This is a genomic window from Pseudoduganella sp. jia 12 (assembly GCF_055502675.1).
In genome coordinates, this window is sequence record NZ_JBUXKP010000009.1 from 94,353 (window position 1) to 110,397 (window position 16,045).

Genomic DNA, 16,045 nt, shown 5'->3' on the forward strand with positions numbered 1-16,045 from the left:
GCCCGATACAGCAAGGCAACGCGCCCGCCAGGCAGATGCAGGCGTGGAAGAGCCGCTGCCCGGTATCCAACGATCGCTGTCCGAGGGCAAATACCGACCCAGCGACTTGCGTAAGAATCGCTTTCGAACGAAAGCAAATGGTCCAAATCGCAAGAAAACAACAGTCTATTCGAAAAAACGTAAGAAGCTTTGTCTGCCATACGGAATCGCTATAGACTCAAAATCACTGTAACCGATGGCGCCTTTCCAGCCATTTTCGATATATCCGCTTCGAAAGGCATGAAAAAGGAGAGATACAATACGAAATCAAACGAAAGCTCGATCGAACTGGTACCTGCCGGTCGGAGCCTGACTGGCAAGACTCGCGATCACGATCGGGCATCTCCTCCCGATTACCGGCATTCGCCCTGCGCCGCTCCAAAAACCTCTAGAAGGAAGCGTTTAATGAGTTCTCACCTGCAACGCCGCCCGCACGCAAACAGTGACCGCTGTTTCGTGCTGAAACCATTGACTTCCGCCTGCCTGCTCGCGCTGGCGACCATCGCGGCGCCGTCCAGCGCGCAGGAGGACACCGCCGCGCCCGATGCCGAAAAGCTGGAACAGGTGATCGTGACCGGTACCCGCGCCAGCCTGCAACAGTCGCTGATGCTCAAGCGAAATTCCGCTGTCGTGCAGGACAGCATCAGTGCGACCGAACTCGGCCGCTTCCCGGACAACAACGTGGCCGATTCGCTCAGCCACATCACCGGCGTCTCGATCTCCCGTACGGCCGGCGGCGAAGGCCAGCGGGTCAGCATCCGCGGCCTGGGTCCCGACTATACGATCACCACGTTCAACGGCCGCCTGCTCGGTACCGACAGCGCCGGCCGCTACTTCGCCTACGACGTGCTGCCGGCGGACGTCATCAACGGCGCCGACGTCGTCAAGTCGACCCAGGCACAGCTGATCGAAGGCGCCATCGGCGGCCTCGTGAACCTGCGCTCGGCCAGCCCGTTCGAGCAGAAAGGCCAGCGCGGCCTGCTGCGCCTGGAGGGCGACCGCAACCAGATGAGCGACCTGAACGGCAAGAAGCTGTCGGGCACGTACAGCAACACTTTCGGCGACACCATCGGCGTGCTGCTCGGCGTCGTCTATGCGAAGCGCGACGTGCGCACCGACACGGCCGGCAACGACGGCGGCTGGTCGCGCAACGCGGTGCCGAGCGACCCATCGCAATTCTGGGAGTTCGGCAACACGTGGGGCGGCGCCATCGATCCCAACGGCAACGGCATCCTTGACGCCGATGAAGAAGGCCTGGTCGGGCCGGGCCAGTTCCGCTTCGGCTCCATCATGGAGAAGAAGGAACGCCTGGCGGTTTCGGGCAAGGTGGAATGGCGGCCCAACCGCGACCTGAAAGTTGTCGTCGACGGTTTCAAGACCCGGCTGGACTCGCCGCAGGTCGGCTACCAGCTGTCGTTCTACCCGCTCTACGCGCCGGGCCGCTGGTCGAACATGCAGGTGACCAATGGCGTCGTGACCGACCTGACGTTGTCCAGCACCGACCCCGAACTGCGGCTCAATCCCGAGGTCCTGAACAAGACCGAGTACCGCGTGGTGGATACGGCGATGTACGGCGCCAATGCGGAATGGAAAATTTCGCCGACCTTGAAACTGACCGGCGACATCTACGAGTCCACGTCGAAGCGCAATTCGGGCGGCAACGATACGTACGTCGTGCTGCGCATGAACCAGCCCAACGTGACCCGCATCCGGCTGACCGGCGCCGCCGTGCCCGACGTAACGACCACCCTCGCCGATGGCCGCGACCTGCAGAGCGGCCTGGCCCAGGGCCTGTTCAGCGGCAGCGACTTCAATACCCACTTCTACAGCCGCACGGGCGACAACATCGACGACAACATCCGCGGCGCGACGGTGGATGGCGAATGGAAGCTGGACCGCTTCAATGTCGAGCGGCTCAAGTTCGGCGTGAGCCAGACCAACCGCAAGAAATCGCGCGACATGATCAACAACGCGTTCAATGCGGGCCAGGACCATTACTCGGGCGCGAGCGCGATCAACGTGGGCACCCTGGGCGGCAACGTGATCAACCAGACGCTCAGCCCCGGCAAGTTCCTGTCGGGCGTGAGCGGCAATTTCCCGCGCAGCTTCCTCGGTTTCGACGTCAACAGCTACGCGCAGGCATTGAAGGCCTTCGACGGCCAGCCCCGGCCGGGCGGCGGCGTGTACAGCTCGACCCTGTCGGCGCCCGCCTTCAACCCGCTGGAAAGCTACCGCGTGAGCGAGAAGACCACGGCCGGCTTCGTGCAGGCCGACCTGGCCGGCGACAACTGGAGCGCGGATGTCGGCGTGCGCCTGGTGCATACCAAGACCTCCGCCCAGGCGTGGGACGCGAAGATCAACGACATCGTGGAAAACGGCGCGTTCAACTTCACGGCCGTCTATGCCGATCCGTCCGTCGTGAAGCAGGATGCCAGCTACACCTACGCGCTGCCATCGTTCAACTTCACCTACTCGTTCACGGACACCCTGCAGCTGCGGCTCGGCGCCGCCAAGACGATGGCTCGCCCGTCGGTGGACAGGCTCGCGCCGTCCAGCACCACCGCCAGCATCTCCTGGGGCGACTTCACGCAGATCTACGGCGGCAATGCCAACCTCAAGCCGTACACCGCGCGCCAGGCCGATGTGTCGCTGGAGTGGTATTACGCGAAAAACTCCGCGCTGACCTTCGCCGTCTACCAGAAGAACATCAGGAACCAGATCACCAACGAATGGCTGACAGGCCAGGACATCGGCGCACCCGGCGGCCGTCTGTTCAACGTGCAGCGGCCCATCAACGGCGACAGCGCCAAGGCGCGCGGCATGGAGATCGGCCTGCAGCACCTGTTCGACAACGGCTTCGGCGTGCGCGCGCAGTACACGCGCAACCTGTCGAGCAGCTGGGTGAACGGCGTCGAGCGCCCGCTCGAAGGCATCGCGCCGGCGACCGCGTCGCTGGGCCTGCTGTATGAGCGGGGCCCATGGAGCATGAGCACCACGGCCGACTACACCGATTCCTTCGTGACGGCCACCAACGTGATCGGCGCCGGCTGGAACGAGACGGCCAAATCCATGACGTGGCTGACAGCCCAGTTGGCCTACGAGGTGAACAAGTCGCTGCGCATCAGCATCGAAGGCAACAACCTGACCGATGCGGAGCAGGCGCCCTCGCTCGGCAACGGTACCATCAGCCTGCCCAACGGCTATTACCGCTACGGCCGCTCCGTCACCCTGGGAGCAAGCTGGAAGTTCTGAAGCGGGACGGGGCGCTGTCAGTCCAGCCGCGCCCCGGCCCGGAACCGCTCTACCGAACAATGGAAACCCGATGCGAATTCTTGCTTTCTCCCTTGCCGCCCTGCTCGCCGGGACGGCGTGTTTCTCCGCCCACGCGGCGGGCGAGTCCAGCTACACGATGGCCGATTACACGCGCGTCGTAAAGATCGACGCGCACCTGCACCTGCACGACCCGGCACCCGCATTCATGGAAGCGGCGAAGCGCCAGAACTTCAAGGTATTGACGATCAACGTCGACTACCCCGACTTCCCGCCGCTCGACGACCAGCAGCGCGTGGCCATCGCGCTGAAGAAGGCGTTCCCGCGCGACGTGGCGTGGATCGCCAGCTTCACCGTCGACGGCTCGGACAAGCCCGAATGGCTGCCTGCGACGCGCCAGCGCATCGCCGCGTCGAGGGCGGCCGGCGCGGTGGGCGTGAAGGTGTGGAAGAACATCGGCATGAGCCTGCGCAACCGGAACCAGCACCTGGTCATGATCGACGATGCCCGCTTTGCGCCGCTGTTCGAGGACTTCGCACGGCAGGGCATTCCGCTGCTGGGCCACCAGGGCGAGCCGCACAACTGCTGGCTGCCCCTGGAGAAGATGACGGTCAATAACGACCGCGAATACTTCAAGGCCCACCCGCAATACCACATGCACAAGCACCCCGAGATGCCGAGCTGGGAAGCGCAGATGGCCGCGCGCGACCGCATGGTCGCGGCGCACCCGCAGCTGCGCTTCATCGGCGTGCACCTGGCGTCGCTGGAACGCGACGTGGACGAACTGGCCGCGTTCCTCGACAAGTTCCCCACGGCCGTCGTCGACATCGCCGCGCGCATCGGCCAGGTGCAGTACCAGAGCCAGAAAGACCGCGAGCGCGTGCGCCGCTTCTTCATCAAGTACCAGGACCGCATCCTCTATGGCAGCGACATGGCGCAGGCCCCCGGCCAGGATGGCGCCGCGCTGGGCCGCGAGGCCGGGGAAGTGTGGCGCATGCACTGGCGCTACTTCAACACCGACGAGAGCTTCAAGGTGGCCGATCTCGACAACCCTATCCAGGGCCTCGCGCTGCCGCGCCAGGTGGTGGACAAGCTTTACCGCACGAATGCCCAGAGGGCTTTCCCCAACGCTTGGGGAGCAGAACAATGACCGCGCGCCGTGCATTCCTCCAGTGGCTGGGCGCCGCGCCGCTTGCCGCACAGATGCCGTTCGCCCGCGCCGCCGAAGGCAAGGGCCACGTGCGCGTGCAGGACACCACGGTGTCGCTGCAGTTCGACGAACAGATGCGCTGCCGCGTCTTCAGCCTGGCCGGCAGGCAGCCCGTCGCGCTGACCGGCTTCGACACCAGCGAACACCTGGTCGTGGGCGGCAAGCCGCTCGGCCGCTTCGCGCTGCAAAAAGCCGACCCGGCCCAAGCCACGACGCCGTTCGGTTCGGGACAGGCACTGCGCCTTGTCGGCCGGTCCGTGGAAGGCATCGAGAAGCGGGTCACCGTCACGCTGCTCGACGAGCATCCGGGCGTCGCGTTGCTGGATGTGAGCTATGTGAACACAGGCAGCAAGCCGCTCGCCATCGACGCATGGGTGAACGGCGCGCACCGCCTGGCCGCCACGCCGCGTCACGCCGGTGGCTACTGGACCTATTCCGGCGCCAGCCACGCCGACCGGCGCGACTGGGTGCAGCCCGTCAAGCGCGGCTTCGAGCAGCGCAACTTCATGGGCATGAACGCGTCCGACTACGGCGGCGGCACGCCGGTCGTCGACGTCTGGCGCCGCGACGTCGGCCTGGCCGTCGGCCACCTGGCCCTGCAACCGCTGCTGGTCGCGCTGCCCGTGAAGGCGGTCGGCGACCGGGTCGATATCTCGCTGCGCGGCGACGTGCCGCAGACGCTGGCGCCGGGCGCCACGCTCGCCACGCCGCCCAGCTTCATCGCCGTACACCGGGGCGACTTCTACGTGCCGCTGGACCGCTACCGCCGCCTGATGGCCGCGCAGGGGCTCGCAGCTCCGGAGCCCCCGCAAAGCGCCTACGAGGCGCAGTGGTGCGCGTGGGGTTACGAGCGCGACTTTTCGCTCGAGTACGTGCGCGCCACGCTGCCGAAGGTGCAGGAACTGGGCTTCAAGTGGGCCGTGCTGGACGATGGCTGGCAGGTGAAGACGGGCGACTGGACGCCCGACCTCGCCAAGTTCCCGCGCGGCGGCGCCGACATGAAGGCGCTGGTGGCCGACATCCACGCGCGCGGCATGAAGGCGCGGCTGTGGATCGCGCCGCTGGCCGTGGCCCCCGGCAGCGACGAGCTGCACGACCACACGGACCTGCTGCTCCTCGACCAGAACGGCGCGCCGCAGGACGTCTCGTGGTGGAACTGCTTCTACCTGTGCCCCGCCTACGGCAAGACGCAGGCACGCCTGGCCGAAACAATCCGCATGATCATCGCCGACTGGGGCTTCGACGGCCTGAAGGTCGACGGCCAGCATCTCAACGGCGTGGCACCCTGCTTCAATCCCGCGCACAAGCACGGCCGGCCGGAAGAGTCGGTCGAGGCGGTGTCGAGCTTCTACAAAGTCATGCATGATGTCGCGCACGCGGCCAACCCCGAGGCAGTGGTCGAAGTGTGCCCCTGCGGCACCAGCTACGCCTTCCACAACATGCCGTACATGGACCAGGCGCCGTCGTCCGACCCGCTGTCGAGCTGGCAGGTGCGCCACAAGGGCAAGACGCTGAAGGCGCTGATGGGCCCATGGTCCGCCTACGCGGGCGACCATGTGGAACTGAGCACCGGCGGGCAGGACTTCGCCTCCAGCGTGGGCATCGGTGCCGTGGTGGCCACCAAGTTCACCTGGCCGGTCGATCCCAAGCCGAAGGATTCCTTCCTGCTGACGCCCGAGCGCGAGGCGCACTGGCGCCAGTGGGTGGACCTCTACAACAGGCAGCGCCTCGCCGAAGGGCGTTACCGCGGCGACCTGTACGACCTGGGCTTCGACAAGCCCGAGACCCATGTCGTCGAGCGAAGTGGCGCCCTGCACTACGCGTTCTATGCCGGCGAGTGGGACGGCGTTGTCACTTTGCGTGGCCTTGGCCCGGGCGTGTGGACGGTGCGGGAAGCGCTCACCGGCAAGGACCTGGGCCGGGTGACGGCCGACAAACCCACGCTCCCCCTGCGCTTTACGCACAGCCTGCTGATCGAGGCGCGGCCCGAAATGCCCGATACCTTGCCGGTGGCATTCGCCGGCAAGGTATCGGGCGTGGCGGCGGACGGCTTCCCGCGCGCATCGCAATGGGCCGATGCGCCCGCGACCTTCTTCCGCCACGACTGGCAAGGCAGGCCGCTCGCCGGCCCGCAATCGACGCGCGTGCAACTGCTGCGCGGCGCGGGCCACCTCTACCTGCGCTTCATCTGCAAGTACGAAACCTTGAACACGTTCGATCGCGCTGGCTCGGCGACCGACATCTGGCCGCTGTGGGAGCGCGATGTCGTCGAAGTATTCCTGCAGGCGCCGGAGCGCGCGGGGTTGAAAAGCTACCGCGAGGTAGAAGTGTCGCCGAACGGGCTGCTGCTGGACGTCGCCGTTGAGGTATCGGGCAAGAAGCGCATCGTCGGCGAGAGCCGCGCGCGGGCGCATGTCGATGCGGAGCACAGGGTGTGGACCGCCGAGCTGGCCGTGCCGATGCGCAGTGGCGCCGAGGATGGCTGGCGGCTGAACCTGTTCCGCGTCGAAGGCCGCGAAGGCGCCGGCAAGGGGCGCGTGCTCTCCGCGTGGAGTCCGCCAAGCACGGGCAGCGGAGGTGGCGTGCCCGACTTCCACGTGCCGGCCGCCTTCGGCCGCCTGTTGACCACTTCTTGACCGGCGCATGATGATGAAACGCCTGCTGCCTCTCGCCTTGCTCCTCGGGTTTGCGGCGCAGGCCCACGCATCCCCTGCCCTTCCAGCCGAAGTGGTCGAAACCACCTTCGGTGCAACGGACGAGGAGATCGCCAACCCCGAGCGCGGCATGTACGTTTGGGCGGCGGACAACCTGGCCGCATGGACACAGTCGCAGGCCGATGCGCAGTTCAAGGCCGGCTACCGCATCGTCTACGCGCCGGTGCGGCTGGACGCATACGCCAGGGGCCCGCTGCCCGAAAGCCTGCTCGCCGGGCTGTCCGAAGGTTTTGCGACGGCACGGCGCGCGGGACTCAAACTCATTCCGCGTTTTCTCTACAACTATCCCGCGGGCGAGACCGGGTACCGGGCGGCGCAGGACGCGCCCCTCGACCGCGTTGTCGGACACATCGGGCAACTCAAGCCGGTGCTGGCGGCAAACGCCGATGTCATCGCCTACCTGCAGGCCGGCTTCATTGGGGCCTGGGGCGAATGGCACACGTCGTCGAACACCCTTACCCTGCCGGCGGCGCGCACGCGCATTCGCGATGCGCTGCTCGGCTCACTGCCGCCCGACAGGTTCCTGCAAGTGCGCTATCCGCCCTACCTGATGGCGTGGGCACCGCAGGCACCGCGCTGGCGCGACGGTTCGGCCGCCTCGCGCATCGGCGTGCACAACGACTGTTTCATGGCCTCGCGCACGGACGTCGGCACCTACAGCGACGATGCCGCGACCCGCCAGCGCGAGCGCGACTATGTCGCCGCGCTGTCGGCCGCGGCCCCCTTCGGCGCGGAGACCTGCAACCCGGCGGACGAGGCCAGGCCGACGCCGCGCACGCACTGCGACGACATCCTGCGCGAAGGACGCCGGTTCGGCCTGACCTACCTGAACGACACCTATTACCGCCGCCTTTTCCACACGCGCTGGGAGGCGCAAGGCTGCATGGCCGAAGTAAAACGCAGCATGGGCTACCGCTTCGAACTGATGACATTGCGGCACAGCGCGGTGGTCGCAGCGGGCCAGTCGGGCGAGCTGGCGCTGGCAGTACGCAACAGCGGCTGGGCACGCGCGTTCAATCCGCGCGGCGTGCTGCTTCTGCTGAGGCACCGGCACACCGGGGCTGTCGTGCGGATTGCCCTGGCTTCGATCGACCCACGCGACTGGCTGCCGGGGAGTACCAGCAGGGTCACCGCACGCTTGACCGTGCCGGGCGGTACTCCTGCGGGTGAGTACGACGTCTTGGTTGCATTGCCGGACGGCGCGCCCTCTCTTGCGAACGATGTCCGCTACAACGTACGTCCTGCCAATGCCGCGGCCCCCGCCCGGGCGCAGGCATGGGATGCGCAGCTGGGAGCGTTCCGTACGGGGACGATACTGGGCATCCCTTGAAGCGTCGTCGCCGCGCGTGGCAATCCCTCCATGAATATGGCGACGCCTTGGCGCGATGCGCATGTCTGCACGTCGCCTTCGCCTGCGGATGCAAGCGGTGAGCAGTCAGCTCCTCGCTGCCATTTGATGCAGAAAGCTGGACGCGCGATGGCCTCGACAATTTTCCGACATCCTGTCAGCGTTTTTCCCCTACGATTGTCGGAGAGACCTCAATACGCTCCATCAGATCGAAAGGCTGACGGTAAATGATCATCCAGGCAGCAACCATCCAGTTCCAGCACATCGCAGGAGACAAGCAAGCCAACTTGAATTTGATTGCGAAATTTGCCGCACAAGCCGCATCCCAAAACGTACAGCTCGCCGTTTTTCCGGAGATGTGCGTCACCGGGTACTGGCACATCATCGGCATGCCGCGCGACAGCATCGAAAAGCTGTCGGAGGAAGTGCCGGATGGGCCGAGTACACAGCATCTGCTGGCACTTGCCCGGCAATACCATATGGTCATTGGCGCGGGGCTCATCGAAAATGACCACGGAACCCTCTATAACAGCTATGTCGTGGCAGAACCTGACGGACGCTGGCATGTGCACAGAAAACTCCATGCGTTCGAAAGCGAGCATATCGCGTGCGGCGACCGTTACACGGTGTTCGACTCGACGCTGGGCTGCAAACTGGGCATCCTGATTTGTTGGGATAACAATCTGGTCGAGAATGCGCGCATGACGGCTCTGCTGGGCGCCGACATCCTGCTGGCGCCGCACCAGACAGGTGGCACCGCATCCAGGAGCCCGCATGCCATGGGCGTGATCGATCCAGCCCTGTGGCGCAATCGCAGGCACGATCCGGAAGCAATCGAGGCCGAGTTTCGGGGTGACAAGGGGCGCGGCTGGCTAATGCGCTGGCTGCCCGCGAGGGCGCACGATAACGGCATGTTCCTGGTCTTCTCCAACGGCGTCGGAGAGGATCATGGCGAAGTCCGCACGGGCAACGCGATGCTGATCGACTGCTATGGGCGCATCATCAACGAAACATGGAAAGCCGGCGACGAACTGGTTTGCGGCCAGCTTGACCTGTCGCTGCTCGAGCGCTGCACGGGTCGCAGATGGATGCGTGGCCGCCGGCCTGCGCTCTACCGGCGGATCGGCGAAGCGACCGGGAACGAGCTCGATGCAATTGCTGCACGGTTTTCCGAAGCGCCGACTTCGATCTGATCCGGCAGCCCGCCATGCCCACAGTTCCTTTTACCGGAAGCACGGATTCAAGCCCTCGATGGGTAGGGCGCAGATACGCCAGGCCGCTGATATCTTGGGCAACGAAGAGCATTCAGCTTCGCGCAACCGTATCGGAATGCTGAGAAAAACGAAAGCGCCTTGATGAGTCAACAAAACGAAACACCCGTGGACCTCGATCCCGGAATCGCAGCCTGGCTTGCGACCCGCTTTCCTGGCGAAGAAACCCGCTTCTATCATTCGGTCAGAATCGGCAGCACGCCGGCGGAGGCAAACCAGGGCGCCCAACTTATCCTGTCGGGCGTGAAGACGGCGACTTCGTCGGCATCATGGCATTATCCCGACAGCAAGCTCCCCTTCGTTGGCGCTCTCAGCGCGCTCATCGATGGTAGTGGGAAACCGTTGGCGATCCTCGAAACGGAACGCATCGCTGTCACCGCATTCAACCGGATCGGCAGCGCCTTTGCATTCGACTACGGCGAGGGCGATCGCTCACTGGATTGGTTCCGCACCCACATCGGCGCTTGGTACAGGCGGGAAGCAGCTGCCCACGGCGCGAGATTCAATGACGAGACGGAATTGATTTGCGAATGGTTCAAAGTACACCTTCCATGACGAGGTTTCCTTGCCGTTTCCATTCTCCCATTGCCCCTGCACAATGACAGCAATACGGCAGGAAATCCCGGCGGTTTTTCCAGCCTTCCCAGGCAGTGATGCCTGACTTCTAGAGTGAATAAATGCTTATCGATAAAGCAAATGAATCCGACCTGCCACGTCTTTTCGATGTGTGGGAAAAATCTGTCCGTGCGACACATGATTTCCTTGGCGAACAGGCGATCCTCGATCTGGTACCGCTCGTGCGCCAGATTCTGCAAACGTTCACGCCGCTGTATTGCTTGCGCGATACCGCAAATCAGCCATTCGCGTTTATCGGTGTCGCGGAGGGCAATATCGAGATGTTATTCGTGCACCCCACGCATCGCGGCAGCGGCGCAGGTCGCACATTGATCGATTTCGCGGTCACGCATTTGGAAGCGACAAAAGTCGATGTGAACGAACAGAATCACCAGGCAGTCGGCTTCTATTCGAAAATGGGGTTTCGCACGGTCGGACGCTCCGAGAAGGACCCCTTCGGGCACCCGTATCCGCTGTTGCACCTTGTCTTGCCCAAAAACCAGGATGGCAGTTCCTGCTCGCTCAGCTGCGAGCTTGCTGGGCTTTATTGACGAACCTGAGTGCCGCGAGAATCTGCTCGACGCGTTCGCCCCCGAGCATGCCGATTCGTGCGCCCAGCTGTATCTTGCCGACGCAGGAAATCTGTGATGCCAGCACGATACTGCGTCTGGTCAGGCCGCCCTCCCCGTCGTCGAGCAGGACCGTGCCAGGCTCCGACACACGCTTCATATTGGAAGTGATTCCACATACCACCACGGTGTGGACCCGTGAAGCATTGAATACATCGTCTTGAACGACAACGTACGGGTGCGCGATCGGAGGAACAGCGCCACGATCTTCTTCAGGCGCCACCCAATAGATTTCGCCACGCAGGATCTGCTTATTGCCGTGCAAAGTAAAATTAGCCGCCATGGCGCGATCATAGTACAAGTGCGAGCTCGAATGCCAACCGCATCGCGCGATTGCAGGTTGGGCACTCAGTTGTCGCCGTTCGCCTTGGCGGCAGACGACACCATGCCGACGCTTCCGATCGCGCCGCGATCGTGCAGTCGCTGGCCGCGAGACTGAACGCGAATTACATCGAGCCCGCGGTGGCCGAATGGGTAAGCCGTGCGATCGTCAGGAAAAACGCCGAAACTGGCCCGCGGCGCGGGCTGATCGCTGGAGGTCGCTGTTGCCCGAGGCAAGCGTCCGGTGTGCCGAGCCCCCTCAGTCGGCAACCAGCAGTTCGATACCCGCATCCCGCAACCCATCGCGATACTGCGGCTCGATATCCCCGTCGGTGATGATGGTATTGACGCGATCGAGCTGGACGATGCGGTGCAGGCTGATGAAGCCGAACTTCGTGGAATCGGCAAGCACGATGACTTTCCTGGCCCGTTCCACCATCTTGTGGTTCAGGCTCGCTTCGGCCTCGTGGTGGGTCGTCACGCCGAACTGCAGGTCCAGGCCGTCCACGCCAAGGAACAGCTTGTCGAAGCTGTAGGCCTGCAGACAGGCCTCGGCTTGCAATCCCTGGATCGACAGCGACTGCTTGCGCAGCAGGCCCCCTGTGAGGATCAGGTCGACGCCGGGTGCGTTGACCAGTTCCCATGCGATGTTCAGGCCATTGGTCATGACCGTCACGTTCTGGGCGTCGCGCAGGTGGCGGGCCAGCGAGAGCGTGGTGGTGCCCGAATCGATGATGATGTTCTCGCCCGGTTTTACCAGGCTCGCGGCGAGTGCGCCGATGCGCTCCTTCTGTTCGTGATTGAGCGCGTCTTTTTGCGAAACCGTGTGCTCGGTCGGCGGCATGCGGGCCAGCGTGGCGCCGCCGTGGCTGCGTATGGCAAGGCCCTGCGCTTCGAGCGCGGTGAGATCGCTGCGGATCGTCACCGCCGAAACGTTCAGCTGTTTCACAAGCTCGCTGACTTGTACCGAAGTGTGTTCAGTAAGTGCCTTCAGGATGGCATCGCGGCGCTGACCGGTTTGTCCCATGGTCGGACGAATAATTTTAATAAAACAGCAGCTTACCAGATTGCAGCAGGGGCTGACAGTACAGCCGGGCCCTGCGTGCCGCCATCCGGTGCGATGGCGGCATTCCCTGGCGATCGGTGGCGGGTCAGTGTGTGTCCGCCAGGCGTTGGCGTGCCGCGACGTCCAGCGGCGTGCCGGCCTGGAGCGCCGCATACAGCGCGGCGCCGAGCACCGGCGGCAGGCGTGGCGCCACCAGGCTGTATGGACCTGCCCCACTGGCGGCCAGCGCCCGTGAGAACGGCGCGCGCAACGGGCCCTCCGCACCGAACAGGCCACCGGAATACGACACCGCCACTTCCGTGCCGGAGCCGACGCCAAGCTGGCCCCGCACGGCGTCGACCAGCGCGGCGATCTCGCCGGCGGCCGACTCGAGAATCGCCGATGCCTGGACATCGCCCTGCCCTGCCGCCTCGGAGACAAGCCGCGACAGCGCGGCGATCCTGCTGCGCTCTCCTTTCAGTTCGCCGTAGACGACCTGGCACAGATCGAGATCGTCTTGCAGCGCCAGGCGCGCGCGCATCAGCGCATGGAGTGGCCCGCGCGGCGTGCGGCCATCGCTCATGCGTGAAAACAGCGCCAGCCCGGCGCGGGCGATCCAGTAGGCCGAGCCTTCGTCGCTGAACAGCTCGCCCCACCCGCCGGCACGCGCACGCTGCCCTTCGATCTCGCCATAGGCCATCGACCCGGTGCCGGCGATGACGCTGATGCCGTCGGCGCAGGCCAGCGATCCGGCCCAGCTGCACACCATGTCGTTGCCGCACAGGTAGCGCCCGTGGCCCAGCACGGCGCGCGGCAGCGCATCGAGCTGTGGTTGCACGTCGCGGTCTTCGCCATACGCCGGCAAGCCGAAGAACGCATGGTCGATATCGCCCGCGGTGACGTTGGCCGCCGCGAACAGCGAGGCGCAACCGCGTGCCAGCACGGCGGCCGCGCCGTCCATGCCGACTTCGAGGTAGTAGGCGCTGCCCTCCTCCTGCCGCGCGAGCACGCGCCCCTGCCGGTCGACCAGCGCAAACGCGGTCTTGGTGCCGCCGCCATCAACCCCGAGGAACATGGCCGTCTCCCGTCAGCGGATAGATGGTAACGCCGCGCACCACGCGGTTGACGGTGCCCGACACGCTCGGCGTGTCCGGGCGCAGCCCCAGCGCGAGCGACTGCAGCAGCGCGTAGGCCTGGCAGAACACGATGTACGGCAGCGCCAGCGCCAGGTCACCGGCATCTTCGACGCCATGCAGCGCCACGCAGTCATCGCCCAGCGCCGGTTCGGCGCGTCCGCTCAATGCCAGTACGCGGCCGGCGCGGCCATCGTTGCGCAGCTCGCGCAGCAGGTCCAGGTCGTAGCGGCGCGCTTGCCCATCGTTCGACAGCAGCACGACGACCAGGGTGTCGCTGTCGACGATGGTCTTGGGGCCGTGCCGGAAGCCCAGCGGCGAATCGAACAGCGCCACCACCTGGCCATCGGTCAGTTCCAGCAGCTTGAGCGACGCCTCGCGGGCCAGGCCGCGCAACGCGTTGCTGCCCAGGTAGACCACGCGGCGGAAGCCCCGCGCCACCAGTGCTCCCAGCAGCGGCGGCATGGTCTCCAGCACGCTGGCCGCCGCGGCCGAGGGTGCGGCGACGGCACCCGGCGGCAGCACGCCGAAGGCGCTCGCGGCGGCCAGCAGCATCGACGTGAAGCTGGTGGTCATCGCAAAGCCCCGGTCATGGGTGGCATCCGGCAGCACGATGGCGTGGACGTTGGCGCGGCCTTGCGCCATGCGACACAGCTCTCCATCGGGGTTGCAGGTGATGACGAGGTGATGGACTTCGTCGACCAGCTGGTCGGCCAGCGCCACGGCCGCCACGCTTTCCGGGCTGCTGCCCGAGCGGCCGAACGACACCAGCAAGGTCGGCACCTTCGGCTGCAGGAACTGCTGCGGGCCGGACACCAGGTCGGTGGTCGGCACGGCCTCGGCGCGCCAGCCGGCACCGAGCAGCGCGGGTGTCAGGCATTCGCCGATGAACGCCGAGGTGCCGGCGCCCGTCAGCACGATGCGCAGGTCGCCGCGCGACAGCAGCGGGCCGAGAAACGCGTCGAGCGCGGCGCGCTGGCCCGTGACCAGTGCGTCGATCTCGGGCCAGATGGCCGGTTGCTGCGCGATTTCCCGCGCGGTGAGGCCGGCGCCGGCGGCATCGAGCCGCTCCACGCCGATGCCAAGAAACTCCGTGTATGTCTTGATGTCTGCTACTGGCATGCTTCCAGCTCCCTCGTTGCGGCGCCTGTCGTGCAGGCGTCCTTGTTACAAGCATTCATGTACTGGCGCAGCACCCTGGCCACGCCTTCTTTCAGTAATGCGACTGGCCGGTTGTCCAGGCGCCCCGCGCGCACCGCTTCGTACTGGGCCGGCAGGTACTGGCTCAGCAGCGTGAGCGGCGGCGCCTGCCGTTCCAGGCTGGCCAGCAAGCGAGCCTGCGCCGCCTGGATGGCCGGATGCGGCCAGTAGTAGCGGATCCTGTCGCTCAGGCTGTACTGCTGGTCGAAGCGCGCGCGGCGCGGGTCGCGCGGATCGTCGCTGTAGTATTTGCGCCAGTACTCTGGCTCGGCACGCATCACCTCGAGCACCGTGTCCTTGAAGCCGGCCCCCTTGCCGTCGCCGGCCATCGCCGCCTCGATATCGGCCAGCGCCCACAGCGTTTCGCGCAGCGCGAAGGTCGCGCCGGGGCCCACCTTCAGGATCGCGAAGTGGCCGGCCACCAGCGCGGCAAGGTTGGCCGGCGTCTGGTAGTCGGTCGAGTGGGCTTCGTAGATCAGCGTGGGCACGTCCTCGATCATGCGGCCGAGGGCCACGGCACGTTCGGGCCGGAAGTCGATCACCTTGTGGTGGTCGAACTCGACGCCGGGCTGCACCACCAGGCCGACCACGCGCGGCCACGCGCCATCCAGTCCCGCTGCCGAGAACGCGCTGCGGTGCGCCGCGATCGTCCGCGCCGCGGCCTCCGGTGTCGTGACGCTCAGTTCTTCCAGGTCCTCGTGCGCGCCCCCCGGCACCGGCACTTCGGTACCGACCACATAGACGGGCGCTTCGCCGCCCGCGGCTTGCCAGGCCCGCTCGGCGACGGCGCACAGCCGCGCGGCCCTTTCGGCCACCACATCGTCGTGCAGCGGCACGGGATCGCCGGCGCACGACATCGAGCAGTCCAGGTGGATCTTGCGAAAGCCCGCCGTCACGTACTGTTCGATCAGCACCTCGGCCTTCGCCATGGCGGTTCCGGCATCCTGGGCTTGCCACGCATTGGGTCCCAGGTGGTCGCCACCAAGCAGTATGCGCCCGCGCGCCAGGCCTACGCGGTCGGCGATGCCGTGCACGAAATCGCGGAAGGCGCCCGGTGTCATGCCGGTGTAGCCGCCATCCTGGTTCACCTGGTTCGACGTGGCCTCGATCAGCACCGGCTGCGCCGGCCCCGCCGCTGCCGCCACTTCCATCGCCGCCTCGATCACCAGCGGATGCGCCGAGCACACCGAGTGGATGCCGACCGGTTCGCCGGCCTTGTGGCGGCGCACCAGATTCAACATGTATTCCAT

12 protein-coding genes are annotated in these 16,045 nt (G+C 65.6%); 7 read left to right on the forward strand and 5 right to left on the reverse strand.

All coding sequences use genetic code 11. The annotated features are described in order from the left end of the window. Positions 1–444 precede the first annotated feature (444 nt). From ACY65G_RS20145 to ACY65G_RS20175, 7 genes are all read left to right on the forward strand, one after another. Positions 445–3,291 (forward strand): TonB-dependent receptor, encoded by a 2,847-nt coding sequence (locus ACY65G_RS20145; protein WP_464999077.1) that lies wholly within the window; start codon positions 445–447, stop codon positions 3,289–3,291. A gap of 70 nt (positions 3,292–3,361) precedes the next feature. Further along, positions 3,362–4,459 (forward strand): amidohydrolase family protein, encoded by a 1,098-nt coding sequence (locus tag ACY65G_RS20150; protein ID WP_464999078.1) that lies wholly within the window; start codon positions 3,362–3,364, stop codon positions 4,457–4,459. Next, positions 4,456–7,155, forward strand: coding sequence for an alpha-galactosidase (locus tag ACY65G_RS20155; protein WP_464999079.1), 2,700 nt, complete (start codon positions 4,456–4,458; stop codon positions 7,153–7,155). Before ACY65G_RS20150 ends, ACY65G_RS20155 begins: the two co-directional genes overlap by 4 nt. 7 nt (positions 7,156–7,162) lie before the next feature. Continuing rightward, positions 7,163–8,563, forward strand: coding sequence for a DUF4832 domain-containing protein (locus tag ACY65G_RS20160; protein WP_464999080.1), 1,401 nt, complete (start codon positions 7,163–7,165; stop codon positions 8,561–8,563). A gap of 245 nt (positions 8,564–8,808) precedes the next feature. After that, positions 8,809–9,774: a nitrilase family protein gene (locus ACY65G_RS20165; RefSeq protein ID WP_464999081.1), complete on the forward strand. Its 966-nt coding sequence runs from the start codon at positions 8,809–8,811 to the stop codon at positions 9,772–9,774. Between the two features lie 162 nt (positions 9,775–9,936). Further along, positions 9,937–10,407 (forward strand): ASCH domain-containing protein, encoded by a 471-nt coding sequence (locus tag ACY65G_RS20170; protein WP_464999262.1) that lies wholly within the window; start codon positions 9,937–9,939, stop codon positions 10,405–10,407. 122 nt (positions 10,408–10,529) lie between these two features. Next, a complete protein-coding gene (locus ACY65G_RS20175; protein WP_464999082.1) occupies positions 10,530–11,018 on the forward strand; it encodes a GNAT family N-acetyltransferase in 489 nt (162 codons plus the stop codon). On the opposite strand, the gene ACY65G_RS20180 is transcribed toward ACY65G_RS20175, so the two are convergent. From ACY65G_RS20180 to ACY65G_RS20200, 5 genes are all read right to left on the reverse strand, one after another. Next, positions 10,990–11,379: a type II toxin-antitoxin system PemK/MazF family toxin gene (locus ACY65G_RS20180; RefSeq protein ID WP_464999083.1), complete on the reverse strand. Its 390-nt coding sequence runs from the start codon at positions 11,377–11,379 to the stop codon at positions 10,990–10,992. The genes ACY65G_RS20175 and ACY65G_RS20180 overlap by 29 nt on opposite strands. Before the next feature lie 297 nt (positions 11,380–11,676). Continuing rightward, on the reverse strand, positions 11,677–12,444 hold the full coding sequence (agaR, locus tag ACY65G_RS20185) for a transcriptional repressor AgaR (protein WP_464999084.1): 768 nt from the start codon (positions 12,442–12,444) through the stop codon (positions 11,677–11,679). 124 nt (positions 12,445–12,568) lie between these two features. Then, positions 12,569–13,537 (reverse strand): N-acetylglucosamine kinase, encoded by a 969-nt coding sequence (locus ACY65G_RS20190; protein ID WP_464999085.1) that lies wholly within the window; start codon positions 13,535–13,537, stop codon positions 12,569–12,571. Next, on the reverse strand, positions 13,521–14,717 hold the full coding sequence (locus tag ACY65G_RS20195) for an SIS domain-containing protein (protein WP_464999086.1): 1,197 nt from the start codon (positions 14,715–14,717) through the stop codon (positions 13,521–13,523). Before ACY65G_RS20195 ends, ACY65G_RS20190 begins: the two co-directional genes overlap by 17 nt. Further along, positions 14,708–16,045, reverse strand: a complete 1,338-nt coding sequence (locus ACY65G_RS20200) for a D-tagatose-bisphosphate aldolase, class II, non-catalytic subunit (RefSeq protein ID WP_464999087.1) — start codon at positions 16,043–16,045, stop codon at positions 14,708–14,710. Before ACY65G_RS20200 ends, ACY65G_RS20195 begins: the two co-directional genes overlap by 10 nt.